The organism is Paenibacillus xerothermodurans (assembly GCF_002220865.2).
Taxonomy (GTDB): domain Bacteria; phylum Bacillota; class Bacilli; order Paenibacillales; family NBRC-103111; genus Paenibacillus_S; species Paenibacillus_S xerothermodurans.
This window is the reverse complement of record NZ_NHRJ02000001.1, coordinates 190015-212885: the sequence shown is the minus strand read 5'-3', so window position 1 is coordinate 212885 and position 22871 is coordinate 190015. Positions and strand designations below refer to the sequence as shown.

Below are 22871 nucleotides of genomic sequence, written 5' to 3'. Positions count from 1 at the left end.
AAGTTGATCTGTTGCAGAGTCAGTGACATTTAAAAGGAGTGGACAACGGTGATAAGCCAACTATCTTGGAAAATCGGAGGACAACAAGGGGAAGGTGTTGAAAGTACCGACAAAATCTTCTCGACTGCATTAAACCGTCTTGGATATTATTTGTACGGGTACCGTCATTTCTCCTCTCGTATTAAGGGGGGCCACACCAACAACAAGATCAGGATCAGTACGAAGCCAATTCGTGCGATTTCCGATGACCTGGACATCCTGGTTGCATTTGACCAAGAGACAATTGATTTGAACGCGCATGAGCTTCGGGCTAACGGCGTCATCGTGGCGGATGCTAAATTTAATCCGGTTGTACCAGAAGGGATCACGGCTCGTTTGTTTCCTGTACCGATTACGGCAATCGCCGAAGAGTTAGGCACGTCCCTATTTAAGAATATGGCTGCTTCCGGCGCGTCTTGGGCATTGCTCGGCTTGCCGTTGGAAGTGTTTAATAAAGCGGTGGAAGAAGAGTTTGGCCGCAAAGGTGCGGCTGTGGTTGAGAAAAATATTGAAGCCGTCCGTAAAGCAGCAGAATTTATTTTGGAAGCAAACGGTGGTCCATTGCCTGAGTTCCAGCTGGAACCGGCCGATGGCAAACAAAAGCTGTTTATTATAGGGAATGACGCTATCGGTATGGGAGCCCTTACCGCCGGATGTCGTTTTATGCCTGCATACCCGATCACTCCAGCATCCGAGATCATGGAATATCTGACCAAAACAATGCCTAAGTTCGGCGGCGCGGTCATTCAGACAGAAGATGAAATCGCTGCGGTCACAATGGCTGTCGGTGCCAACTATGGCGGCGTGCGTGCCATGACGGCTTCGGCTGGCCCAGGCCTGTCCTTGATGATGGAAGCTATCGGGCTGGCTGGCATGACTGAAACACCGGTTGTTATCGTGGATACGCAGCGCGGTGGTCCGAGTACGGGTCTTCCAACCAAGCAGGAGCAATCGGATTTGTATGCAATGATTTACGGCACGCACGGCGAAATCCCGAAAATCGTACTATCGCCTTCGACCATCGAAGAGTGCTTCTATGATGCAATTGAAGCATTCAACCTGGCTGAGCAGTACCAATGTCCCGTTATTTTGTTAACTGACCTGCAACTATCACTTGGAAAACAATCCTGCGCGATGCTGGATTACAATAAAATTCAAATCAACCGCGGTCGGCTGAGCGAAGGCGAGCTGCCTGCTACGGAAGCAAACACCCTGTTCAAACGCTATGAATTCACAGAAGACGGTGTTTCGCCACGCGTTATCCCAGGTCAAAAATACGGTATCCACCACGTTACCGGCGTTGAGCATGACCAAGAGGGCCGTCCATCCGAAGGTACGGAAAATCGCAAAAAGATGATGGATAAAAGGTTGGAGAAGATGAAGCATGTGAAAGTCACCAACCCTATTCTCGTGGACGCGCCTCATGAAGAGCCTGAACTGTTGATCATCGGCATGGGTTCTACAGGCGGAACAATCGATGAGGCGAGAACCCGCTTGTCCGCTAAAGGTATCACAGCAAACCATGTGACCGTGAGACTGCTGCATCCGTTCCCGGCCGATGAACTCAAGCCTTATCTAGATAAAGCGAAAACAGTAGTAGTCGTAGAGAACAATGCAACAGCTCAACTGGCGTCCTTGATCAAACTAAACTGTGGCAATGCCGACAAAATTAAAAGCTTATTGAAATATAACGGTAATCCTTTCTTGCCAGCAGAAATCACTACATTTTGTCAGGAGTTGAACCTTGTATGGCAACGTTAAAAGACTTTCGTAATAATATTAAACCGAATTGGTGTCCAGGCTGCGGGGATTTCTCTATCCAAGCCGCAATTCAACGTGCATCTGCAAATGTAGGATTGGAGCCTGAGCAGTTAGCGATTGTTTCGGGTATCGGCTGTTCCGGTCGGATCTCCGGTTATATCAACGCATACGGCTTCCACGGAGTGCATGGGCGCTCACTGCCAATCGCTCAAGGTCTGAAAATGGCTAACCGTGAACTGACGGTGTTGGCCGCAGGCGGAGACGGAGACGGTTTTGCCATCGGTATGGGACATACGGTGCATGCGATTCGCCGGAACATCGATCTGACGTATATCGTCATGGACAACCAAATCTATGGTTTGACGAAAGGTCAAACTTCGCCACGCAGCTCCGAAGGCTTTAAGACAAAAAGTACTCCTGCTGGATCCATCGAAACGGCTTTATCGCCTCTGGAAGTGGCGTTGGCAGCAGGCGCTACATTCGTAGCCCAATCGTTTTCCAGTAATCTGAAGCAATTAACGGCGTTAATCGAAGCCGGCATGCAGCACAAAGGCTTCGCCTTCATCAACGTGTTCAGTCCATGTGTCACTTTCAATAAAGTCAACACCTATGACTGGTTTAAGGAGAATATCGTGGACTTGGAAGAGATTCCAGATTATGATCCGTCCAACCGGGTAATGGCCATGACTAAGATTATGGAAACGAACGGCTTGCTCACTGGACTCATTTATCAAAACACAAGTAAAACCAGCTATGAAAACCTCGTTCCCGGCTTCAAAGAAGAAGGTCTTGCCAAGCAGAATTTGAAAATCAGCCAAGAAGACTTCAACAAATTGGTCTCGGAATTTATTTAATGTAATGGTTTTTTGAAGCATATGACAGTTGTCATATGCTTTTTGTTTGTGAGATTATATTATTGGTTACCAGTCACTACGAAATTAGGCACTGGGCGATTCACGAACGAGGTGGTAGGCAACAATGATTCAGATTCCGCTTGGCGTGTCGGCACGACACATACATTTATCGGCAGAGCACATTGAACAGCTGTTCGGAAAAGGCTATCAGTTAAACGTGAAGAAGCAGCTGTCCCAGCCCGGCCAATTCGCTGCGGAAGAGACCGTCATTGCTGTAGGACCCAGGGGAACCTTGGAGCAGATCCGCATCGTAGGACCAGCACGAGCGGTAACACAGTTGGAGGTCTCACGTACGGATGCTGTCACGTTAGGCCTGAATGCACCACTTCGCGCGTCGGGGAACATCGCAGGGACGCCAGGCGTGAAGCTGATCGGTCCGGCAGGAGAGCTTACGATCGTAGAGGGGCTCATTGTGACGGCCCGGCACATCCATTTTCATACGAGTGATGCCGTCAAGTGGGGGATTATCGACAAGCAGCTGCTCACAGTGAAATTAGAAGGTGAACGTTCGCTGATTTTTGAACGGGTGATTGCGCGAGTGTCGGACAGATACGCGTTAGAGATGCATATCGACACGGACGAGGCCAACGCGGCCGGCGCCAAAACAGGGGATATTGCGCACTTATTAACATCTGTTGACGCTTGAGTTAGACCTCAGTCACGCTCCAAGCACGTCGTGTACTTTCGTATTTGTGCGTATTTCGCCTTTTCTAAGACATGGATTAAGTGCATGAAAAATGTTATAATTTATTGTCAAAGGTTCTATTAATTCTATTTTGTTGATATAGAGGGAAGGTGCACCAGTGCCTAAAGATACAAAGAATTACGAGAAATACTTCTTGCCTCCTTCATTGTCCGATGCAAAGAGGAGGGGCAGAGAGGAGATTCAGGTCCACTACGACTTCAATATTCCGGAAGACATGCAATCGTTCGGCAAAGATAGATATTATCTGATTCAAACATACGGCTGCCAAATGAATGAGCATGATACTGAGACCATCATGGGATTGCTTGAACAAATGGGTTATAAGCCAACGGAAGACCGCCGTCAAGCGGATGTTATCCTGTTGAATACGTGTGCTGTGCGGGAAAACGCGGAGGACAAAGTGTTTGGCGAATTAGGGCATTTAAAACATTTGAAAGCGGAGAAACCATCGCTCGTTTTGGGCGTATGCGGATGTATGTCTCAGGAGGAAGCGGTAGTTAACCGGATTTTGCAGAAGCATCCTTTCGTTGATCTGATCTTCGGAACACACAACATACACCGGCTGCCTGTGCTGTTGAGGGAAGCGTTTTTCAGCAAAGAGATGGTCATCGAAGTGTGGTCAAAAGAAGGAGACATCGTTGAAAATCTTCCTAAAAAACGGCAAGGTATCAAGGCTTGGGTGAACATTATGTACGGGTGCGATAAGTTCTGCACGTACTGTATCGTGCCTTACACGCGCGGCAAAGAACGCAGCCGCAGACCGGAGGATGTACTGGCGGAAGTGCGGGACCTGGCGAGACAAGGCTTCCAAGAAATTATGCTGCTCGGCCAAAACGTAAACGCCTACGGCAAGGATTTTGAGGATATAGAGTATCGGTTTGGGGATTTGATGAACGATGTATCGAAAATAGATATTCCACGAGTCCGTTTTACTACTTCACATCCACGTGACTTTGACGACCATTTGATAGAGGTGCTCGCCAAAAAAGGCAATCTAGTGGAACAAATCCATCTTCCAGTCCAGTCGGGGAGCAATCAAATTTTAAAGAAAATGAGCCGCAAATATACTCGAGAGCTCTACCTGGAACTAGTATCCAAGATCAAAGCAGCGATACCGGATGTCGGCTTGACAACGGACATCATCGTCGGGTTCCCGGGTGAGACGGAGGAGGACTTTCAGGAGACGCTCTCTCTAGTGCAAGAAGTGAGATTTGACAGTGCGTTCACCTTTATTTACTCACCGCGTGAAGGCACACCCGCAGCGGATATGGCGGACGACGTGCCTATCGATGTGAAGAAAGACCGCCTGTACCGCCTGAACGACGCACTCGCTCAGTTAAGCAAGGAGAGCAATGATCGCATCATCGGTCAAGCCCTGGAGGTGCTCGTGGAAGGCGAAAGCAAGAACAATCCGGAAGTGCTGGCGGGCCGCACAAGAACGAACAAGCTGGTTCATTTCAAGGGGCCGAAGGAGTTAATCGGCAGGACGGTGCCGGTGAACATAGTGGATGCTCAGACGTGGTATGTCAAAGGGGAATGGGTGCCAGCTGCGGCAGTAAAATAAGCATAATCATTAGGAGAGGTGTGACCGGTAGTGGCAGGACACGATAATCATGCTCATGCTCATATGCAGTGCAGTGAAATGGAGCATTACACGAATACGGAGATGATCGTTAGCGAGGATATTCTAGCGCAAGCAAAGGAACTGGCTGAACTGATTTCTAATTCCAATGAGGTGCAATTTTTTCAGAAGGCCGAGGCGCAGATCGCCTCAAATGACCATATTCAGACGATAATCAGCGCCATCAAAAAGAAACAGAAAGAAATCGTAGCGTTCGAATCTTTTCAAAATAAAAAAATGGTTGATAAAATCGAAAAAGAGATCGAAGAGTTGCAGGAACAGTTGGATGCTATTCCAATCGTAAACGAATTTCGTCAGTCACAAGAAGATATCAATTACTTGCTGCAGCTCGTCATGTCTGTAATTAGGGATACCGTGTCCGAGAAGATAGCGGTCGAAGATGGTAAGACGGAATAAAAGCTCTGAGTGACATGATTCATCACATCAATGTTACACCGATTTAACCACTTTGCGCATGTCTCGCAGGTGGTTTTTTCGCGTAGAGACGTATCACCCGGGGCGTCGGCCGAGGATCGGCTGCAACGATACCGGCTAGGCGCCGCGGAGGCTAGCTATAGGTAGAGGAGGACGAGCTCACAGGCCAGCTATGCATAATCGGAGAGGCCGGGCCCACAGGCCAGCTATGCATAATCGGAGAGGCATAATCGGAGAGGCCGGGCTTAAAGGCCCGCTGCGGATACCGCACAGGGAAGGCGGCTAGAAGCGAACTATCCCGAAAGCTGGGACCATGGACGCTGACATCGCAATTTGGTGGGTTTACTCTCTAATCGTAACCTTGGTACCGATTGAGACCAATTTTTCTAATTCAAGAACATCCTTGTTGTACATACGAATACAGCCGCGGGAAGCTTGCGTCCCAATCGATGCCGGGTCGTTGGTGCCATGTATGCCATAATGCGGTCTGGACAATCCCATCCAAAAAGCGCCGTACGGCCCTCCGGGGTTAGGTGCTTTATTCACGATGGAATAATTGCCGGTGGGGGTGCGTGTTAGCTCCTTGCCTATGCCTACCGGGAATCCTCGAATCACTCTGTCGTTTTCCAACAAGTATAACCTCCTATCGGACAAATCAACGATGATACGAAGCATAGTAACCTCCTTTGTAACCTGGTTAGGCACACATTGAAGTCTGCCGCTGATCGTTCACAAATACCTCACGGAAATATCCCGGTATAATTTGCTGATTTTTCTTTTTTTAATTCTGACCTGTAGTACTCCGTCTTTATAAGTGGCTCTGCCGGTGCTCGGGACGACAAGACAGGGCAGCCGTATAATCTGGCTTATGTTCTTGAGCGCTGACTCAATTTTCACCTGATCGACCCTGAGCTTTACCAACGGGTCAGCTTCATACGGCATTTTCACTTTGAGGATGACGTAATGATGCGTTTCGAAGACTTCAGCTGCGCCGCTGCGGTTTTGACTCGGCTCCTGCTTGGGTACCACTTGCTCGAACGCCCGCTTGACGTAATTTTGTACCCACGATGTATCTTTTAATAAATCCAGCTGCTCGTCGTCAGGCAAGTCAGGCAGTTTGGCACCGATTAACTTTTCGAGTGTTTGCCAAAAGGATTTGTTTGTATCGCCACTTCTGCTCATGCGGCAGACGCTCCTTTCCGCCCAGATGATCCATATTATGAATGCGACCTGGTATGTGCTACAAACGGAATTTGTTATCACTCGGAGTAGCCTACACCCATTGGTGAACATACAGTATACAACGACTGGAAAAGGAGACTTAATCTATGCCTTCAATTGTGGGTAGCTTCAAAATAGTCAGCGTAAGCCAGGGATCCATCGTACAAATTGGTGATGCGGTACAGCTTGCGCCGCAAAGCACCTCCAAATACTTCGCAGGAGCGGGTTCATTCAATGCAGGTGATTTCCCACGGACCAATAATGCGATAAGCAGCACAAATACCAACGATCAGGACGTTAAGGATTCGAACCAAGCGAAAGCGGGGAACTCGGGGGTGGCATAATATGGATCTCGTTGTACATCAGAATATTGTGATCCATCAATTTCGTGTAAACAATGTAACTAACTCTTCGGTGGTACAAATCGGAAGTGCCGGGCTGATTAAGCCGTTATCCAATTTATATAACACGGGATGCTTTGAAGAAGCGGCTGGACAGCTGGGTGAAAGCGGCCAGGTGCGGTTTCTTGTGCCGTTGCCCTCTCCCACATAACAGAAACGGCACGGCAGCTGTACGGCAAATGAGCCGGAATGGGCGAACACCCATCGGTAGTGTCTGCATACGCTAATGGTGGAGGTGATGCATGTGAATTACTGGCATCAGTTAGCGGCGACCGTGCATCAAATGCATGGATTGATTGGAATGCAAACCAGGCAAATCGCCGATATGGAACGCAGATTGTCAGACATGCAGAGCGAAATGAATATGCTGAGGGACCAAAAGCGGATTCACATCGATCGGGTCGAGTACAAATTTGATCAACTCAAGGTGGAACAGTTGGATGGGACGCTGAATATCGGACTGACGCCGGGCACATGGGGTGACCTGGATGTCGGCAGCACCGGTGCGACAGACAGCGAAGCTGCAGAAGAAGAGCCCGATGATACGCTGCAGCCTGGCGACCTGCCGGCGAGGCCGGGTGTGGAGCTCGCAAACGACATTAGCAGGGAGCTTGACAAATACATGAATGAGCAGGTGCCGCAACACATAGAACGGCTGCAAGCTCAAAGCGGACACTACCTGAATAAAGATCATCAAAATATGATTATCGAGGATTTGAAAAAACAGATTGAACACAGAATAAAGCATTATTTGCAGCAGATGTCCCCCGGAGCGATTGCGGATCAATTGCCTTCGATCAAAGACTCTGTGCTGTTCCGCACACAAAATGACATTCGAAAGGCATTGGCGAACTATTTTCATAGACTACCGAAAAAGGATGTGGGCGAGTGATGAACATGAAGGTGGTGAATCACGGATTAACGGTGGGAGATGTCAGAATTATAGAGATCACGAATTCTTCCGTCCTTTTGATCGGGGATACCGAGCAAGTGATTTGTTCTTCGATTGTCGACAGCCCGCCGGAGTCACTGCTAGTGGGGCCGCTGGCCACTTTGCCCCCGGTGCAGAATGAAGATGCGCAAGAGCATGATGAGAATGAACAGGAGCACGACGAGGCTGCGCAAGAGAACGCCGAGGATGCACAGGCGCACGACGAGGCTGCGCAAGAGAACGGCGAGGACGCACAGGAGCATGACGAGGCTGCGCAAGAGAACGCCGAGGATGTACAGGAGCACGCCAAGGATGCGCAGGAGAACAGCGAGGATGAGCAGGAGAACGGCGAGGATGAGGAGAACGGCTCATGAAGCGATGGTCATTGGTACGTGAGCTGAACATCAACACGGTAACTATGGCATCCATCGCACACGTAGGGGACAATGACACAATCGAGCCCATTTCTCGCGTACTGGAGGTGCACAGGGAAGGGGCTGTTTTCGACGGCCGGGAAGGCGAATTCAACGACTACGCCTTGTTTGCGAGGGAAATCCCCGCCCCAGAATTCAATGAAACGCTGGAGTTGGCGATTGACAACCCATATGATCGAATTCAAGTGGGAAGGGTTGATGTGATGTCAGCCTCTACATCCGGCATCGTGCAGATCGGAACAAACCGCAGAATAGCCTCAGAGAGCCGAACAAAGTACATTCGGCAGTTCTTCAGTGCGGATGCTCCGACGGGCTCGCAGATTCCTGCGCCGGATCTTCCGAATACGCAATGAGAACGATATTTTCGTTGACGTCTGCGCGAAGCCGTTCTTCCAGCTGTTTGATTTCGGACACTAGCGATGGGGATAGGTCTGCCACTGAGAAATGTGAATTCATAGCTGGCCTCCAAGTTCGTTTGGTTTGCATATATATTACCCCAGTTGCTCGGATTTCATGTTTTTGCGCACAGAGTATGTAATTTAATCGTTGTGTACAGCGTATATCATCCACGGCTGCAGCCCCCGAGTTAGTGTGGGAGCGACGTCTTCTGCCCCATCTATTCAACCAGTATTAACTGGACGCCGGATCACAGCACTGTTCATATGGTAAAAATAGTACAGTTGCAAACACTTCAAACCTATGTTATATTATAAATCCGGCTGTGAGATAACAGCTGTGAGGGCTCGCGGTCGTGGTGGAACGGCAGACACGCTATCTTGAGGGGGTAGTGCCCACTGGGTGTGAGGGTTCAAATCCCTCCGACCGCACCATCAATTCAATGAGCGGACGTGGCGGAATTGGCAGACGCGCACGGTTCAGGTCCGTGTGGGCTAACCCCCCGTGGAGGTTCGAGTCCTCTCGTCCGCATATATCAATAAAGGCTTCGGACCAAGAGTCCGAAGCCTTTATTTTTTTCGTGTGAGTCTATCGTTGGGAGGCAGCAGCAAACGCTGTGCCATTGGCTGGATGTCGGGCGGCAGTCTCGCGTACCTGAGTGCAGTGGTACTTCCCAATAGTCCGCCGCGCGGTCCACCTCGATGTAGGGCCCAATGTGGATGATGTCGATCGAGAAGTCAGCGCCTACGCGTTTCCTGCTTGTCAGTCCTCCCACCGGGGCATCGCGCTCGCAACACCGTAGTAACATAGCTGCTGCCTAGGGATTAATAGCGTACGTGCTAGTTGTACTGCCGCGGCCGTTCAATAGCTCCGGCCGGCGTCGGAAATGCCCGCGATAACTAACACTAAAACAACAACCACTACATACAAAGCAATCACAATGCCGCTCATGATGAGCACGGCTTTAGCGTAATTTTTTTTGTTCAAATTCGTGTTGTCACCGAATGCCCATACAAAAAACATAACAATACCGGCAATCGGTATCATACTAATAAGCAGGGTAATGAGCCAGTCTTTCACACTCATCACGGGCACCTGCGTCGTCTGATGGGTCGGATATGGTGGTTGACCGGCAGGAGGTTGGTAAGTTACATCCATACTCATAGATAATTCCTCCACTTGGATTAAATTAGAAAAACTGTAAGCACTTTAACATTTTAACCTGGGTCACATATTTCGGTCAATAGGTGACGAGTCTCGGTAAATTTTGACAGGCATCACAGTGTGTTAGAATCATTTTTTTACGATAAACGCATTTATTTTAGCAGAATTGTTTGTATTGATTTTGTGTTCATTGGCGCGAAGATGTCGTCGTAAAGGTACTATACCACCCTGATGGTAACGAAGTGCTAAGCTATGCGGCTGCACCCTGTGAGCACAGCCTTGCGAATATAGCCATGGGGCCTCCCGATGGTGGCCGTAGCTTAGACGAGGAAACAATGTGACCAGTGGCTACATGTGATAATATGTACTAGGAGGTGCATTGTGCGGCGTGGCGATGCAATCCAAAAAGAAGGCGGAGTACACGACCATTTACAATGAAGGAGAGGCTGCTTATGAAAACCAAGCTAGTAGGTCAAACAGGCATGCAAGTTTCGACGATCACCTTCGGCTGTTGGGAGCTCGGCGGAGGGCCGTGGGAGCTCACTAGCGATGAAAACAACATGAAGGTAATCGAATCGGCGTTCGAGATGGGCATCACCACCTTTGATACGGCGGAAGGCTATGGCTCGGGCCATTCGGAAGAAGTGGTCGGTGCGGCTCTGGAAGGTAAGCGCAAAGACGTGATTATCTCTACCAAGGTCAGTCGGGCCCACCTTGCACCTGACGACGTGAGACGATCAGCCGAGGCCAGCTTGAAACGGCTTCGGACGGACTACCTAGATATTTATTATATTCATTGGCCAAGCTTTGATATTCCGGTCGGTGAGACGCTGGGGGAATTTAATAAGCTGAAAGAAGAAGGATTGATTCGTGCTATCGGGGTGTCCAACTTTTCGTTGGCGCAGCTGAAAGAAGCGGCCAACTTCGCTCAAATCGATATCATTCAGCCTGAGTACAGCTTGCTTCATCGTGCGATAGAAGAGGATGTGCTGCCTCATTGCGAGCGTGAAAACATAGCTATTATGAGTTACAGCTCTATTGCGAAGGGCATATTGACGGGGGCGTTTCATGTCGGTGGCAAACAGCTCGATGAGAATGATTTCCGCAGCACCCGCAGGTTGTTTTTGCCCGAGCACTTGAAGCTCGAGGAAGAGTTGATTCTACTGATGAAAGAGATAGCCGATACTAGGAATAAAACCATTGCGCAGATTGCGATTAGCTGGCTGCTTCATCAGAATGCGCTTACAACTGCGATCATCGGGTCCCAAAGCATTAAGCATATGAAGGAAAATGTCGAGGCAGTTGACATTCAATTCTCTTCAGAGGAGCTTAACGCTTTGGACACGGTGAGCCGAAAGGTTATTGCAGCCATTGATTCGGAACAATAAGCATTGGCATAAGTATCAATTGCAACTTGCTTTCTAACATAAAAAACATGGTTTAAGCGTACTAAAACAACGAAAGCCCTACCTCTCTTTCATCCTTGCGGCTCCTAGGCCGCGCCAGTGTGGATCAGTAACACAACAAATTCTTGCAGGGTCATTGGGAATTTGAGCTTGTTTTTATGAGTGGAGTAAAAGAAAGCCAACAGAGGGTAATTACTACGGGTACGTTTGCTTTTGATACATTCGAAAATTATATCACATTTACTTCAAAAATGCAAATGCAAACACGCCAGTGCTTAAGACACGCGTTTGTTCCTCGGAGACAAACAATGCGTGGTATGCATACGAGGCTAAATTTACACCACGCAGTAAAAGAGAACAGCTGATCGACCCCCCAAGGTGCGATCAGCTGTCTTGTTATGTGTTGTATGCGTATGTTTATGGGCTGCAAAATTACAAGCAAGCTAACATTAACGGCGAAAATTCTTCGGCGAGATCCTCGGCGTTGTCTGCTCGGCACAAAACGAATGCCACCTTGGTGACGTCGTTGCTGCCGTTGACCAGTGGTTTTACCGTAGCCTTCATTTTGATCGCGCCGTAAGCGTACGATTCATTGGTTAAAAAGGTAACCTGTTTTTCCTGACGATACTCCATTGACTTAGCGAAGCAGCGTCGAACTTTCAGCAGATCGGTTTTGTCAATAAACGAGAACAGGGATAGTCCCTGCATTCCCTCTTCGGGCTCAATGAACGGCAGCGGGGCGTAATGGTTGTAAATACTGGATATTTTCATCTGCTGATCCAAAATACCAGACGCCAAAATAAGCTTGTTGCGTACCTGGGATGCGATCCACTTTTTTTCAGAAATGTCTTTCACCACATGGAAGTAAATATCGCGCTGGCCCCAACGCAGCTTGCTGCTGTGAATTTCTACATTTAATTTCACACCATTGCGGCCGATCAAATGATCTTCGGAATATACATAGCCTTTTTGATTCAGGCGTTTTTTCTTCTGTGGCAGCTTTTTTAGTGACTCCGGCGCAAACAGCGTGTCGGGATCCGCGGCTAAGAGCTCTGACTTCGGGATGCCGCTCAGATGAACGAATGCATTGTTTATCTCCAAAAACTTCGTTTGATTATCTTCCTCATATGTATAATACATTCCTTCAGCGGCGTCGGTAAACCGGCTGTCTAAAGTGTACATTGATGTTACTCCTCCTGAGCGCCATAGTTTGATGCGACGGCTACACCTTCACTACTTAACCACCTTTGAATCATGTGAAACAGGTGCAGCGCATTTTTTGCAGCTGTACATGTTGTTTAAGCAGCGTTGCACGCCAGTGAACTGGGTAAAATATCGTATACATTGGGCAACCCAAAGGAGGATCAGTCGAATGAAGTTTAGACTCGAGCGAGACACCATGGGTGAAATTTATGTTCTGGAGGACAGGTGGTGGGGGGCGCAAACGCAGCGCAGCAGCGAAAATTTCAAAATCGGGACGGAAAAGATGCCCCTTGAGGTAATAAAAGCTTTCGCGATATTGAAAAAGGCCGCGGCGTTTGCAAATCAGAAGCTGGGAACATTGGTAACTGAAAAAGCGCAGGCGATCATCGCAGCGGCCAATGAAATTATCGCGGGCCATTGGGATGACCATTTTCCACTGGTTGTTTGGCAGACGGGCAGCGGAACCCAATCGAACATGAATGTTAATGAGGTCATTGCGCATCGGGCGAACCAGCTGCTTGAAGCACAGGGCAGCGGCAGCCGCGTTCATCCGAACGATGACGTGAACAAGTCCCAGAGCTCCAATGACACATTCCCCACGGCGCTGCACATAGCAGGCGTGTTGGAAGTAGAGGATCGGCTGCTGCCCGCATTGGCGGCTTTGAGAAATACGATGAGGAACAAGATGGAGGCATTTCACGATATAGTGAAGATAGGACGCACACACCTGCAGGATGCGACCCCCCTGACATTGGGACAAGAAATCAGCGGTTGGTGGGCCATGCTCGATAAATCACGTCGGATGTTAGAAGAAAGTATAGAGACAATGAAGGAGCTGGCAATCGGAGCAACGGCGGTTGGAACAGGGTTGAATGCGCATCCGGAATTTGGCGGGCTGGTAGCGGAGGAGATCAGCCGGGCAACGGGCAAATCGTTTACGTCAGCAGAAAATAAATTTCACGCCTTAACGAGCCACGACCAAGTTGTGTATGTGCATGGAGCTATGAAGGCGCTTGCTGCTGATCTGATGAAAATCGCTAACGATGTCAGATGGCTTGCGAGCGGTCCAAGGTGCGGTATCGGGGAAATCATAATCCCTGACAATGAACCGGGAAGCTCAATTATGCCCGGCAAGGTGAATCCTACGCAAAGCGAGGCGATGACGATGGTTGTCTGCCAGGTGATGGGGAACGACGCAGCAATTGGTTTCGCCGCGAGTCAAGGAAATTTTGAGTTGAACGTGTTTAAGCCGGTCATAATCTATAATTTTTTGCAATCAGTGAGGCTGCTGGCTGATGTGATGAGTTCATTTAATCAGCATTGTGCGGTGGGTATACAGCCGAATAAGGAAGTGATTCAACGCAATGTGGAGCGATCACTGATGCTCGTGACGGCTTTGAATCCGCACATTGGTTATGACAATGCTGCCAAGATAGCTAAGTTGGCTCATCAGGTGGGACTGTCGCTGAAGGAAGCGGCAGTTCGGAGCGGACTGTTGACCGAAGAACAATTTGATGCTTTCGTGCGGCCTGAGCAGATGGTGCGGCCAAAATGAACAACCCAGGCAGGACGCAGCGGAATATCTTTGATAAAATTAGCAGATAGCACGCGAAAATTGGTGAATCGAGGAGCCTGCCAGGGATATAATGCGGGATGAAAAGCGATTTGATATTTATGATGAGTGCCTCTGACCGGCGGGCACCGCCACGCGCAGCGAGGTTCATAAGAGAGGATGGTAGCACCGTACCTTTCGATGCTGGATACTAAGCGAAGAGAATGGGCAGGCGATATTGCTTTTTTCAAAAGCAGCATGCTGGCTGAGGATGCGTTTCCCGGCCTGCTGGATATCTCCAGTGCCGGGCATCTTGCAGCGGGAGAATCGATTGACGACGGGGAACGTGCAGGAGGAGCTTGGCTTGCCGCGCCCTTCGACGGCTCCTACCATGCGGCGTAGATCATAGCGAGCAATATATTTCTGCCGATTTAATAGACCGTGAGATATTAACGAACTGCTATTTGCCGCGGCAGAGCGGGTGGTACAGCTTTAGTTTGGTAGAAAAATTGCTCACGCTGTCGCTTAAGCTGTGTGTCGCGAGCGTGTGCCGGCTTTAATGTTGGGACGCGGGTTCCAGCTCAGTTCGAGCGCGATAACCGGTCGTCGTACTCTCGTACCATTTCGGGGGTGACACGCGGGCGTGTCGGCGATATGCCGTGTTTGGCATGCTCGTTAATTTTGGCCGTAACGCGGTTGATCTCGTCCACAGAGAACGGTCGCCCGGCTAGACACAGCTCCACCGCTCTGTCTATGGCTTGCTCGCGGTCATGGTCCAGCTCTTGAAATATTTCTAGATGCTTCTGCATTTTACGTGTATGACGGGTGATTGCCTCGTGTACGGTCATAGACAGCTGCTCCTTTTTGTATGTAAGATAGGGCTGATAGCTATGATACTATGCTATGGTGTATGTCGGCAAGCTGTTTGGGGTAGTGAGACCGATTGTACCGCATCCCCATCCGATCACTTAGCAATGCGCTGAGTGTTGGCATCATATAGTGCTATTGATGTGTGTGATAGGTTGTTTGATAGAGGACTGGGTTGTATAGCAACATGTGTGCATATGTGGAGGGATTGAACCCTAGAGAAAAGCATTGAACGGAGGAGCAGGGATGTCAGGAAAAAGAATCAAACACATCGTTATTTTTACTTTGAAATATGATATGGATCTGGAAGAGAGCCAGGCATTTCTTAGGGACAGCGAGGCGGCTTTAACAGCCATTCCGTACGTTGAGCGGTTTGAGGTATTTCGTCAGGTCAGCAACAAAACGGATTATGATTTCGGGTTCTCCATGGAGTTCGCCGATCTTGCTGCATATGAAGCGTATAGCAGCCATCCTGATCATGTTGCCTACGTAAAAAACCTTTGGAATGAAGAGGTACTGCGCTTCCTCGAGATTGACTTCGAGACAACTGCATAAAACATGGTGCGCACTACGTGAGGATTACGTCCGCTGGACCGCGGACGTTCACATCAATCGCTGCCGAGCGTATGGGGACTGTCATCTGTGTCGGGAATGTCCGACTCGCCGGGTGTATTTTGAGAGCTGTGTTTGCTGGTATAGAAATTAATGATATCGTCGATGGTGTCAAAGTTAGTATCATAATCGTGGTGTTGTCCATCCATGGTGAAACACTCCTTTTATTCCAAGTAATCTAAGCTATTGTGCTACATATTTTTTTACACTATGCTTGCGTATTTTGAAACATTCGGCACGGTCGCGCGATAAGGGCGTAGGGATAACGTGCAGAGCTGCACAAATCTGGCAGGCGAAGCCGCACTTCATCAAATGAACACAGCATAGGAGGCAGCAAGATGTCTACAAACATAGGATTTATCTATGCGCACCCGGATGACGAAACATTTCTCAGTGCTTGTCTTATCAAGAGCCTCGCGGATAATGGAGAACGACCGGTTCTGCTGCTTGCCACCAGGGGCGATGCCGGTAAAAAGAATGGTGACGTGGCGCATCTGACGAATGATGAGCTGGCCGCGATGAGAACAGAGGAAATGGACACAGCCGCTCGCATCCTGGGGCTGAATCATGTTGAACATTTGGGCTATCCGGACGGGAAGTTGAATATGATGGATCAGGAGAAATTCGTCGATGAAGTAGTGTCATTCATCAATCGACATGAGTTAAAAATCGTATTCACTTTTCCGGAGGATGGAGGCAACTTTCATCCGGATCACATGACGATCTCCAAGATTACGGCCGAGGCTGTACATAGCGGCCGGTGTCCGTCTGTGCAAAAAATGTATTACAGTATATCTGACACATTGCGTGCGCAGGGACGCACACCCTCGGTTCACATTGACACCAGACCATCCTGGGAGTTGAAGGCGGCGGCATTAAAAGCACACCAATCACAAATTTTTGCGATTGCACGGTACTTCGGCGATCTCAGCGCGTGTCCGGAGAATAGGAGGTACGAATCCTTCGTTTTAGCTTGGGAGCGGGGCACATTGTGGCCGGTGAAACAGGAAAGGTCAATTATGGCTGATCTTCTGTGAATCACTGGGGAGTAAATAACAGGAGAGCATGAGGGGCGCATGGAAATTTCCACGTTGGAATCCGCGAAATCAACGGAAGCCGGCCTATCAACCGGGACCATTTTGTCGCGTGCGGGATGACCGTTGCCAATCTATATTACAATCAGCCGCTGCTCGCAGACATTTCCCGCAGCTTCGAGGCGTCGGCTCAAGAGGTAGGATATGTGCCGATGTTAACTCAAATCGCTATGCTGCGGGTATGTTTTTGTTTGTGCCGCTTGGGGACATCAGGGAACGACGAGGTTTAATTGTCACGATGCTGACCGCGGTCACGGTATCTCTCATGTGTGTTGCGGCTGCGCAAACTTTGTCTTGGATGTACTTCGCCAGTCTGGTGCTTGGCTTCACAACGGTAATTCCACAGCTCATCGTGCCGCTGGCTGCGCAAATGGCGCCGCCCGCTGACAGGGGCAAAATTATAGGGACTGTCATGAGCGGCCTGCTGACCGGCGTGCTATTGGCTAGAACGGTGGCAGGTGCGGTCGGAGAGCTGTGGGGCTGGCGTGCCATGTATTGGATTGCTGCCAGCATGATGCTCGCGTTAGCTGCAGTGCTGCTGCGGGTACTTCCGAAAAGCTATCCGCAATCGAATCTAACGTATGGCCAACTCTTTAAGTCGATGGCCGAGCTGGTGAGAACACAACCTACGGTAAGGGAAGCGTCGCTAATCGGTTTTATGATGTTTGGCAGTTTTAGTGTGTTTTGGACTTCGCTGTCCTTCTTTATAGAGGGCAGTCCGTATTATTACGGCAGCGGCATCGCCGGGCTGTTTGGCTTGGTGGGTGTGTTTGGTGCAGCGGCAGCACCGCTGGCGGGGCGGATGGCGGACCGTTTCGGGGCGACGGGGATTGTCGGTTTCTTTATCGCTTGCACGCTGGTGTCATACCTGTTGTTTGGCTTCGCCGGCTATTACTTGTGGGGGCTCATTCTGGGTGTGATTTTAGTTGACTTAGGCGTGCAAGGCTCTCAGGTCTCCAACCAGACCCGTATCTACGCGTTAATTCCGGACGCCCGCGGGAGGCTGAACACCATTTTCATGGTCAGCACTTTTTTTGGCGGCGCAGTGGGCTCTGCGCTGGGCAGCTATGCGTGGAGCACCGGTCAGTGGTATGGTGTCTGTGTGGTGGGCGGCGGTATGGTATTGGCGGCAGCATTGGTTTGGGTGTGCCACCGCATGAATACGCAGGCTGGTTAACCGGTCTGCTGCCATCCGCTTGATTGCCGGCGTTGAGTATGGGTATGATTAGAAGGTAAAGATCACTATTATACATAATGGGAGGATGTTTTTTATGAGAGAAGCGTTTTTGTTTGGAGCTATGGGGATGCTGCGGGAACGTGTTTTAGAGCTGGCGGACAAATGTGCGCCCCAGCACCGCACGGTTCAACCTCCCGGTTTTAACAACAATATTTTGTGGCATTTGGGTCATATTCTGACGGTCACAGACGGAATCATGTACGGGTTGTCAGGTGAGGCTTCACAGCTGCCCGCATCCTATCGCACGTTTTTCGGCAACGGCACGAAGCCTTCTGATTGGGGGGATGGCGTTCCTAGCTGGGAAACCATCATTGAACAATTGAAAGGCCAGCCTCAACAAATCATCGCACACTTCACAGGAAGACTGCATCAAGCGGCAAAGGAAAACTTTGCGAACGCGGAAACGGCGGGTGAACTGCTGCAAGTGAATCTGATGCATGAGCATAACCATGCCGGCTCAATCAATGCGATGTTGAAAGTATTAAACAGCTGAGTTACAAAATTGGCAAAAACAACAAAGGGAGCACCAACATGGCTGCTCCCTATGACTCTGGGGGTATGGCCCGGTGACGGATGTGGCCGGGGGGTGCCTGCCCTGCAATTGGCAAATTATTCAGGAGCCGTCAGCGGTGCAGCGGAGGCTAGATCAAGCGAAATCGATGGAGATGGGTCAGCAGGCGCTCCTGACGAAGGATCTCCAACTGCTTCTGTCCGATAAGGTCGAAGTGGGGGAAGGGGCGCCGGTGGTGAATGTACTGTGGGTTTAAGCCACGCGCTTCACACCACTGTACCAACGTCTCGAGATCGGAGCAGCCCACTTTTGTGACAGTTTTCACATCCGGGAAACGCGGATCATACCAATAGTGAGTCAAGAAGGCAAGCTCGCCGCGAACTACCGCCTCTTTCCACTGCTGTAATTCTGCTCTCGTGATGCCGAAAGCCATGTTGCCTCCCCTTTCATGCATAGCTTGAGTCCAAGTAATGCATGGATTATAACACACGTCGACACATTCACGCATCCGCATGCTGTCTGTACAGCAGGAGTACCGTGCTGTATGACGGAAGGACAAAATAATAGTGCCTGGCGATGTTCGCCAGGCACTATTATTTTGCCGCCAGCGGCGCTATGGTTGGGCATTAACGTAGCGGCCCTTGTCGGGAACCGCGATCTCGTCGAACCGCTCGGCCAGCATACGAAGGCCTTCGGCCAGCACCGGTCCGGCCATAGGTCTGCCATGGCCGGCAACGGCTGTCACCGGGTTGAGAGAGGCCAACAATTTAACCGACTCCCGCGCCGCGTCCCAGTCTGGAGTGAAATATCTTGGCGGTCCATACACTTCCGGCTCCTGCATTACGACTTCGTGCAGGTAATCCTCCTTCACTGTGCAAAAGGCATCGCCTGCAATCAGCGCACGATCCCGTTCCCGGAACAGCGACACGTGGCCCGGTGCGTGACCGGGCGTATGCATCCAGCCCCATTCGGGCATATGAGGCACGCTGCCGTCAGGAGGCAGCACCAGAATCTTGCCTTCCAAATTTATGCCGGAATGAGGGAACATCCGGGATAATTCAGGCACCAGGCCGCCTTCCACAGTGTCGTCCGGCGGCGGATACTCCGCACGCCCGGTTAGATAAGGCATTTCCAATGGGTGTGCGTATACCGGCACATCCCAACGTTCGATCAACTGCGCAATGGCGCCTACATGGTCAAAATGGCCATGCGTCAGTATAATGGCGCGAGGTTTGGTACCGAAAAGTCCTTCCGCCGATCGGATGATCATTTCCGCTGATTCGGGCATGCCTGCATCAATCAAGATCCACTCGGCCGGCTGCTGCGGATTGCCTACAAAGCATACGTTAACAATTTGAATCGGCAGACAATAAATGTCCGGCAGCACTTGCATCAGCTCACCGCTTGTGACTGAGGTAACAGGGATGAGCTTTTCGTCAAACGGGTGTTCCAACGTGTGTAACCTCCTAACGGGCTCCGCTCGAGCCACGGGTATGCTTTCAGAGCAATTTATAACTTTTGTAGTTTCCCCAAAACTGGGCAAAAGATATGTGCCGCTTGTGCAGAGGTTTTTGCCTGCACAGTGCACTAAGGAACCCGTTTTTCCTGTTTTAAACAGCTCGCAAGGTGTTTAAATAATATGTAACGTGTCGGCATTTTATTGTAACTTATCCATAACATGGAAACTAAGGGGGTGAAAACGATGGCTGAAGAAGAAGCTTTGTATACTGTGGTGGCAGAGGGCGATACTTATCGTTTCAAGACTGCTGAAGAATTTTATGATTTCATGTCGGAGCAAAATTCTGCTCTCACGATTAATCGCATAGAGAAGCATGAGAATTAAATCTGCTGTCAAACAACGATTCTTCGCATCGGCTGTTCACCTGGTGTTTGCGCAAGAAAAAAAGTAAGCGTATACATCTACAGGGAACAGTGCCTTCAGCGCGAACGCCGGCAGCGTTGTTCCATCCGTTCCGGCGTCTCCGTCGAACGCTGCACCGATTATGGCGAGAAGCAAGCACACGGACATAGAGCGACATACTCGCTGGTCGCAGGTATAAGACTGTTGGCTACGATTTAGGCCGGAAGAGACTGGGTGTTCGTGCTTTGACTGACCGGGCTTCGATCAACAACGTGAGAGCCAATAAACTTGCGACGCCCAGACAAACAAACGCTGCGAAAAAACTACCGGCAAATCTGCCGATCTCCATCCAAGCACCCATGATCAATGAAGGCAGCAGCGGCTCACCGTAAGCTTTCCACCAATCCAGAGTCATGCCCTCATGGTAGAAAAACCAGATCATCGACAGCGCGGAAGCGGCCCAGCCCGCGTCCATACGGCAAGCATAGGGTTATCTGCTGCTACAAACGGTACGACGGTGACGATTGGAATGCCCGCAACGATCATCACCCAAAAATTCGCTTTCGGTTTTTCCCGCTAAAATAGCTCCGCCCAGCCTGCTCACCGACGAGAAAAATACGCCTAACGCCAGCAAACGGATGTAGGCTGCCGACTCAGCGGCAGTGTAGCTTTCACCGAACAAAAACCCGTTGATTTGATTAGGATACAAACAGATCAGCAGAGTCAAAGGGTACAGCATGAGATTGTTATAGCGAATACAAGGGTACCCCGGTACTTGCTCTCGGCTAAATCCCTGGAGCTTTCCGCTACAAAGGGGAACGTCACGATCATGAATGCCCAGGTGACGATACCTATAAAACCGGTGATGCGAAAAGCGTTCGCCAGGTGTCCGACCGCTATCACAGAGGTCGAGCCGATGATCATGACCAGGAACGGCTGTTGAAACGCCTTCGCAATGTTGCCCGCCCACAAAGGTGTACCGTATTTCATCATTTCCCACATAGCCGGAAGTGAGATTGAGCCTGGCCATTGGGGACGGTGCACCGTATGTACCCTCCAACAGATGATAAGCGCCGTTAAGAGGGAGCCAAGCCCCATCCAGACCGCAACGCTCCATAAGAGATTGCCGCCGCCAACAGGATAAAATACACCTAGAACGGTGCCCAACGTAGAGAAGAGCGTAGCAATCACCATGAAGACCGCCTGTGTGTGAAATCCCGGTTACCCGAAAACGACGACACACCGATATTGATAACTGAGTTGAAGACCAACATGATGCAGCCGATGACCAGTGCATCCCTGAGTGCAGGCAAAGCATAAACGTCCGATAACAGCGGCAACAGGGCAATAAGCAGAAAGCTAACGATCCCCCCAAACAACGTGCTGCCCAGCAGGGCAAGCCGGAATCGGTTGCGAATGGCCTCGCCGCGGTCAGTCGAGAAGGTATACACCAGCGCAGAATTGAAACCGACATTAAGAAATAAAGACACCATCCCGAACACCTGCAGAAGCAGATTAACTTCGCCGAACTTCACGGGACCGTGCAATACGCGGGCCAATAGGATACTGCCCGCCGTCTGCAGCAGTTGATTGATAAACAATCCAAGCATAATCGAGACGCTGCGGAGCAGAAAACGCTGATTTCCGCTGACGGACAACGCCGGCCTTGGCATTGGGATGCACCTTCTTTGGCTGGGTGATGACGAGCTTCTGTACATGGGAACATGCGAATCATGAGATCAAACAAGGGACGTCATGTGAGGAATACGGTTTCATCGTACCAAAACTGCAGCTTATTATACAGTAAAAAATACCATATCCAGTGGTTTTGGACGCGTCTTTTAATGTATTGTGTGAACATCAGTGCGGCTGTCGCTGCGACGGAACATGTTTAAGATTCATAGAATTCGATTAATATATTAGCGTATGCCTAAATGCCTTTATAACCGAAAGGAGTCGATTGTTGTGGCAAAAGTAGCTTTTTTGTTAGCACCGCAATTCGAGGACAGTGAGATGCAGAAGCCTTACGATGCAGTGCGTGAGGCGGGGCATGAAACGGTGATAATTGGTCTGAAGGCCGGCGAACGCGTAGAGGGCAAGAATAAACAGGTATCTTATGAAGTGGAACAAATGATTAACGACGCCGATCCGAATGCATATGATGCTGTGGTGATTCCCGGCGGATCATCTCCAGAGCAGCTTCGACTCAGCGAGCACATACAGTCCTTTGTGCAGCAAATGGACAAGCGGGGCAAGCCGATCGCGGCGATATGTCACGGACCGCAAATATTGATCAGCGCAGGTCTGGTTAACGGGCGTACCCTTACTTGCTATCCTCCGCTGCAGGATGATTTGAAAAATGCCGATGCCAATTATAAGGATGAAGAGGTGATCGTAGACCGCAATATAATCACTTCCCGCACACCTAAGGATGAACCGGCCTTTATTCGGGAAACGCTGAAGGCTTTGGAGTCGGTTAAGTCAGTTCGGGCATGATAATGGAAT

The 22871-nt window shown here is 49.9% G+C and carries 30 protein-coding genes and 2 tRNA genes; 21 read left to right on the top strand and 11 right to left on the bottom strand.

Annotation, left to right across the window (positions count from 1 at the left end; all coding sequences use genetic code 11):
- Window positions 1-48: 48 nt before the first annotated feature.
- The 5 genes from CBW46_RS00925 (at window position 49) to CBW46_RS00905 (ending at window position 5458) form a co-directional block, all read left to right on the top strand.
- On the top strand, window positions 49-1800 hold the full coding sequence (locus tag CBW46_RS00925) for a 2-oxoacid:acceptor oxidoreductase subunit alpha (protein ID WP_089198149.1): 1752 nt from the start codon (window positions 49-51) through the stop codon (window positions 1798-1800).
- Window positions 1788-2654 carry a 2-oxoacid:ferredoxin oxidoreductase subunit beta gene (locus CBW46_RS00920; RefSeq protein ID WP_089198148.1) on the top strand — a complete coding sequence of 289 codons (867 nt, stop codon included), beginning with the start codon at window positions 1788-1790 and terminating at the stop codon, window positions 2652-2654. Before CBW46_RS00925 ends, CBW46_RS00920 begins: the two co-directional genes overlap by 13 nt.
- 124 nt (window positions 2655-2778) lie before the next feature.
- Window positions 2779-3360 carry a phosphate propanoyltransferase gene (locus CBW46_RS00915; protein WP_089198147.1) on the top strand — a complete coding sequence of 194 codons (582 nt, stop codon included), beginning with the start codon at window positions 2779-2781 and terminating at the stop codon, window positions 3358-3360.
- A gap of 274 nt (window positions 3361-3634) precedes the next feature.
- Window positions 3635-4984 (top strand): tRNA (N6-isopentenyl adenosine(37)-C2)-methylthiotransferase MiaB, encoded by a 1350-nt coding sequence (gene miaB, locus CBW46_RS00910; protein WP_424445852.1) that lies wholly within the window; start codon window positions 3635-3637, stop codon window positions 4982-4984.
- 78 nt (window positions 4985-5062) lie between these two features.
- Window positions 5063-5458, top strand: a complete 396-nt coding sequence (locus CBW46_RS00905) for a YlbF/YmcA family competence regulator (RefSeq protein ID WP_089198634.1) — start codon at window positions 5063-5065, stop codon at window positions 5456-5458.
- A 360-nt stretch (window positions 5459-5818) separates the two neighbouring features.
- Here CBW46_RS00905 and CBW46_RS00900 read toward each other — a convergent pair whose 3' ends face one another.
- The gene (locus tag CBW46_RS00900; RefSeq protein WP_089198145.1) at window positions 5819-6151 is read right to left on the bottom strand and encodes a L,D-transpeptidase; all 333 of its coding nucleotides are present in this window, start codon (window positions 6149-6151) and stop codon (window positions 5819-5821) included.
- A 54-nt stretch (window positions 6152-6205) separates the two neighbouring features.
- Entirely contained in the window at window positions 6206-6658 is a 453-nt protein-coding gene (locus tag CBW46_RS00895) for an Hsp20/alpha crystallin family protein (protein ID WP_089198144.1), read from the bottom strand.
- Between the two features lie 146 nt (window positions 6659-6804).
- On the opposite strand from CBW46_RS00895, the gene CBW46_RS00890 reads away from it, so the two are divergent.
- The 7 genes from CBW46_RS00890 (at window position 6805) to CBW46_RS00860 (ending at window position 9390) form a co-directional block, all read left to right on the top strand.
- A complete protein-coding gene (locus tag CBW46_RS00890) occupies window positions 6805-7041 on the top strand; it encodes a spore germination protein (RefSeq protein WP_089198143.1) in 237 nt (78 codons plus the stop codon).
- A 1-nt stretch (window position 7042) separates the two neighbouring features.
- Window positions 7043-7249: a spore germination protein GerPB gene (locus CBW46_RS00885; protein ID WP_089198142.1), complete on the top strand. Its 207-nt coding sequence runs from the start codon at window positions 7043-7045 to the stop codon at window positions 7247-7249.
- Window positions 7250-7342: 93 nt separating this feature from the next.
- The gene (gene gerPC, locus CBW46_RS00880; protein ID WP_165842167.1) at window positions 7343-7990 is read left to right on the top strand and encodes a spore germination protein GerPC; all 648 of its coding nucleotides are present in this window, start codon (window positions 7343-7345) and stop codon (window positions 7988-7990) included.
- The gene (locus CBW46_RS22120; protein WP_341538158.1) at window positions 7990-8403 is read left to right on the top strand and encodes a hypothetical protein; all 414 of its coding nucleotides are present in this window, start codon (window positions 7990-7992) and stop codon (window positions 8401-8403) included. Before gerPC ends, CBW46_RS22120 begins: the two co-directional genes overlap by 1 nt.
- A complete protein-coding gene (locus CBW46_RS00870; protein ID WP_089198140.1) occupies window positions 8400-8816 on the top strand; it encodes a spore germination protein GerPE in 417 nt (138 codons plus the stop codon). Before CBW46_RS22120 ends, CBW46_RS00870 begins: the two co-directional genes overlap by 4 nt.
- 392 nt (window positions 8817-9208) lie before the next feature.
- Window positions 9209-9293 (top strand) — tRNA-Leu (locus CBW46_RS00865).
- 12 nt (window positions 9294-9305) lie between these two features.
- Window positions 9306-9390, top strand: a tRNA-Leu gene (locus CBW46_RS00860).
- A 330-nt stretch (window positions 9391-9720) separates the two neighbouring features.
- On the opposite strand, the gene CBW46_RS00855 is transcribed toward CBW46_RS00860, so the two are convergent.
- Window positions 9721-10023, bottom strand: a complete 303-nt coding sequence (locus CBW46_RS00855; RefSeq protein ID WP_243633124.1) for a hypothetical protein — start codon at window positions 10021-10023, stop codon at window positions 9721-9723.
- A gap of 452 nt (window positions 10024-10475) precedes the next feature.
- On the opposite strand from CBW46_RS00855, the gene CBW46_RS00850 reads away from it, so the two are divergent.
- Complete coding sequence (locus CBW46_RS00850; RefSeq protein ID WP_089198139.1) at window positions 10476-11411, top strand: aldo/keto reductase; 936 nt, start codon at window positions 10476-10478, stop codon at window positions 11409-11411.
- A gap of 450 nt (window positions 11412-11861) precedes the next feature.
- On the opposite strand, the gene CBW46_RS00845 is transcribed toward CBW46_RS00850, so the two are convergent.
- Complete coding sequence (locus CBW46_RS00845) at window positions 11862-12611, bottom strand: PAS domain S-box protein (protein WP_089198138.1); 750 nt, start codon at window positions 12609-12611, stop codon at window positions 11862-11864.
- Window positions 12612-12801: 190 nt separating this feature from the next.
- Between CBW46_RS00845 and fumC the strand changes: the two genes are divergently transcribed.
- Window positions 12802-14187 (top strand): class II fumarate hydratase, encoded by a 1386-nt coding sequence (gene fumC, locus CBW46_RS00840; RefSeq protein WP_089198137.1) that lies wholly within the window; start codon window positions 12802-12804, stop codon window positions 14185-14187.
- Between the two features lie 177 nt (window positions 14188-14364).
- Window positions 14365-14586, top strand: a complete 222-nt coding sequence (locus tag CBW46_RS00835) for an NUDIX hydrolase (RefSeq protein ID WP_089198136.1) — start codon at window positions 14365-14367, stop codon at window positions 14584-14586.
- A gap of 179 nt (window positions 14587-14765) precedes the next feature.
- On the opposite strand, the gene CBW46_RS00830 is transcribed toward CBW46_RS00835, so the two are convergent.
- Complete coding sequence (locus CBW46_RS00830; protein WP_089198135.1) at window positions 14766-15032, bottom strand: DUF2533 family protein; 267 nt, start codon at window positions 15030-15032, stop codon at window positions 14766-14768.
- Between the two features lie 265 nt (window positions 15033-15297).
- Between CBW46_RS00830 and CBW46_RS00825 the strand changes: the two genes are divergently transcribed.
- Window positions 15298-15606, top strand: coding sequence for a Dabb family protein (locus CBW46_RS00825; RefSeq protein WP_089198134.1), 309 nt, complete (start codon window positions 15298-15300; stop codon window positions 15604-15606).
- 53 nt (window positions 15607-15659) lie between these two features.
- Here CBW46_RS00825 and CBW46_RS21135 read toward each other — a convergent pair whose 3' ends face one another.
- Entirely contained in the window at window positions 15660-15812 is a 153-nt protein-coding gene (locus tag CBW46_RS21135; protein WP_165842166.1) for a hypothetical protein, read from the bottom strand.
- Between the two features lie 189 nt (window positions 15813-16001).
- Between CBW46_RS21135 and CBW46_RS00820 the strand changes: the two genes are divergently transcribed.
- From CBW46_RS00820 to CBW46_RS00810, 3 genes are all read left to right on the top strand, one after another.
- Window positions 16002-16700, top strand: coding sequence for a PIG-L deacetylase family protein (locus CBW46_RS00820; protein ID WP_089198133.1), 699 nt, complete (start codon window positions 16002-16004; stop codon window positions 16698-16700).
- A gap of 238 nt (window positions 16701-16938) precedes the next feature.
- Entirely contained in the window at window positions 16939-17934 is a 996-nt protein-coding gene (locus tag CBW46_RS00815) for an MFS transporter (RefSeq protein WP_207802216.1), read from the top strand.
- Window positions 17935-18028: 94 nt separating this feature from the next.
- Window positions 18029-18487 carry a DinB family protein gene (locus CBW46_RS00810; RefSeq protein WP_165842165.1) on the top strand — a complete coding sequence of 153 codons (459 nt, stop codon included), beginning with the start codon at window positions 18029-18031 and terminating at the stop codon, window positions 18485-18487.
- Window positions 18488-18635: 148 nt separating this feature from the next.
- On the opposite strand, the gene CBW46_RS00805 is transcribed toward CBW46_RS00810, so the two are convergent.
- The gene (locus CBW46_RS00805) at window positions 18636-18938 is read right to left on the bottom strand and encodes a hypothetical protein (protein WP_089198131.1); all 303 of its coding nucleotides are present in this window, start codon (window positions 18936-18938) and stop codon (window positions 18636-18638) included.
- A 180-nt stretch (window positions 18939-19118) separates the two neighbouring features.
- The gene (locus CBW46_RS00800; RefSeq protein ID WP_089198632.1) at window positions 19119-19898 is read right to left on the bottom strand and encodes an MBL fold metallo-hydrolase; all 780 of its coding nucleotides are present in this window, start codon (window positions 19896-19898) and stop codon (window positions 19119-19121) included.
- Window positions 19899-20207: 309 nt separating this feature from the next.
- Here CBW46_RS00800 and CBW46_RS21130 point away from each other — a divergent pair, with 309 nt between their 5' ends.
- Window positions 20208-20348 (top strand): hypothetical protein, encoded by a 141-nt coding sequence (locus tag CBW46_RS21130; protein ID WP_165842164.1) that lies wholly within the window; start codon window positions 20208-20210, stop codon window positions 20346-20348.
- A 226-nt stretch (window positions 20349-20574) separates the two neighbouring features.
- On the opposite strand, the gene CBW46_RS21590 is transcribed toward CBW46_RS21130, so the two are convergent.
- From CBW46_RS21590 to CBW46_RS21580, 3 genes are all read right to left on the bottom strand, one after another.
- Window positions 20575-20841 (bottom strand): hypothetical protein, encoded by a 267-nt coding sequence (locus CBW46_RS21590; RefSeq protein WP_243633123.1) that lies wholly within the window; start codon window positions 20839-20841, stop codon window positions 20575-20577.
- Window positions 20842-21089: 248 nt separating this feature from the next.
- Window positions 21090-21560: an MATE family efflux transporter gene (locus CBW46_RS21585; protein ID WP_243633122.1), complete on the bottom strand. Its 471-nt coding sequence runs from the start codon at window positions 21558-21560 to the stop codon at window positions 21090-21092.
- A complete protein-coding gene (locus CBW46_RS21580; protein WP_243633121.1) occupies window positions 21554-22039 on the bottom strand; it encodes a lipopolysaccharide biosynthesis protein in 486 nt (161 codons plus the stop codon). The genes CBW46_RS21585 and CBW46_RS21580 overlap by 7 nt, the downstream gene beginning before the upstream one ends.
- Before the next feature lie 292 nt (window positions 22040-22331).
- Between CBW46_RS21580 and CBW46_RS00790 the strand changes: the two genes are divergently transcribed.
- Complete coding sequence (locus tag CBW46_RS00790; RefSeq protein WP_089198130.1) at window positions 22332-22862, top strand: type 1 glutamine amidotransferase domain-containing protein; 531 nt, start codon at window positions 22332-22334, stop codon at window positions 22860-22862.
- Window positions 22863-22871: the final 9 nt, after the last annotated feature.

Bases quoted from the DNA above. Each gene is read 5' to 3' on its own strand.
- CBW46_RS00920 (WP_089198148.1), top strand. From the start codon at position 1,788: ATGGCAACGTTAAAAGACTTTCGTAATAATATTAAACCGAATTGGTGT.
- CBW46_RS00915 (WP_089198147.1), top strand. From the start codon at position 2,779: ATGATTCAGATTCCGCTTGGCGTGTCGGCACGACACATACATTTATCG.
- miaB (WP_424445852.1), top strand. From the start codon at position 3,635: ATGCAATCGTTCGGCAAAGATAGATATTATCTGATTCAAACATACGGC.
- CBW46_RS00905 (WP_089198634.1), top strand. From the start codon at position 5,063: ATGGAGCATTACACGAATACGGAGATGATCGTTAGCGAGGATATTCTA.
- CBW46_RS00900 (WP_089198145.1), bottom strand. From the start codon at position 6,151: ATGCTTCGTATCATCGTTGATTTGTCCGATAGGAGGTTATACTTGTTG.
- CBW46_RS00895 (WP_089198144.1), bottom strand. From the start codon at position 6,658: ATGAGCAGAAGTGGCGATACAAACAAATCCTTTTGGCAAACACTCGAA.
- CBW46_RS00890 (WP_089198143.1), top strand. From the start codon at position 6,805: ATGCCTTCAATTGTGGGTAGCTTCAAAATAGTCAGCGTAAGCCAGGGA.
- CBW46_RS00885 (WP_089198142.1), top strand. From the start codon at position 7,043: ATGGATCTCGTTGTACATCAGAATATTGTGATCCATCAATTTCGTGTA.
- CBW46_RS22120 (WP_341538158.1), top strand. From the start codon at position 7,990: ATGAACATGAAGGTGGTGAATCACGGATTAACGGTGGGAGATGTCAGA.
- CBW46_RS00870 (WP_089198140.1), top strand. From the start codon at position 8,400: ATGAAGCGATGGTCATTGGTACGTGAGCTGAACATCAACACGGTAACT.
- CBW46_RS00855 (WP_243633124.1), bottom strand. From the start codon at position 10,023: ATGAGTATGGATGTAACTTACCAACCTCCTGCCGGTCAACCACCATAT.
- CBW46_RS00850 (WP_089198139.1), top strand. From the start codon at position 10,476: ATGAAAACCAAGCTAGTAGGTCAAACAGGCATGCAAGTTTCGACGATC.
- CBW46_RS00845 (WP_089198138.1), bottom strand. From the start codon at position 12,611: ATGTACACTTTAGACAGCCGGTTTACCGACGCCGCTGAAGGAATGTAT.
- fumC (WP_089198137.1), top strand. From the start codon at position 12,802: ATGAAGTTTAGACTCGAGCGAGACACCATGGGTGAAATTTATGTTCTG.
- CBW46_RS00835 (WP_089198136.1), top strand. From the start codon at position 14,365: ATGGTAGCACCGTACCTTTCGATGCTGGATACTAAGCGAAGAGAATGG.
- CBW46_RS00830 (WP_089198135.1), bottom strand. From the start codon at position 15,032: ATGACCGTACACGAGGCAATCACCCGTCATACACGTAAAATGCAGAAG.
- CBW46_RS00825 (WP_089198134.1), top strand. From the start codon at position 15,298: ATGTCAGGAAAAAGAATCAAACACATCGTTATTTTTACTTTGAAATAT.
- CBW46_RS21135 (WP_165842166.1), bottom strand. From the start codon at position 15,812: ATGGATGGACAACACCACGATTATGATACTAACTTTGACACCATCGAC.
- CBW46_RS00820 (WP_089198133.1), top strand. From the start codon at position 16,002: ATGTCTACAAACATAGGATTTATCTATGCGCACCCGGATGACGAAACA.
- CBW46_RS00815 (WP_207802216.1), top strand. From the start codon at position 16,939: ATGTTTTTGTTTGTGCCGCTTGGGGACATCAGGGAACGACGAGGTTTA.
- CBW46_RS00810 (WP_165842165.1), top strand. From the start codon at position 18,029: ATGAGAGAAGCGTTTTTGTTTGGAGCTATGGGGATGCTGCGGGAACGT.
- CBW46_RS00805 (WP_089198131.1), bottom strand. From the start codon at position 18,938: ATGGCTTTCGGCATCACGAGAGCAGAATTACAGCAGTGGAAAGAGGCG.
- CBW46_RS00800 (WP_089198632.1), bottom strand. From the start codon at position 19,898: ATGCAAGTGCTGCCGGACATTTATTGTCTGCCGATTCAAATTGTTAAC.
- CBW46_RS21130 (WP_165842164.1), top strand. From the start codon at position 20,208: ATGGCTGAAGAAGAAGCTTTGTATACTGTGGTGGCAGAGGGCGATACT.
- CBW46_RS21590 (WP_243633123.1), bottom strand. From the start codon at position 20,841: ATGGACGCGGGCTGGGCCGCTTCCGCGCTGTCGATGATCTGGTTTTTC.
- CBW46_RS21585 (WP_243633122.1), bottom strand. From the start codon at position 21,560: ATGGTGATTGCTACGCTCTTCTCTACGTTGGGCACCGTTCTAGGTGTA.
- CBW46_RS21580 (WP_243633121.1), bottom strand. From the start codon at position 22,039: ATGCCAAGGCCGGCGTTGTCCGTCAGCGGAAATCAGCGTTTTCTGCTC.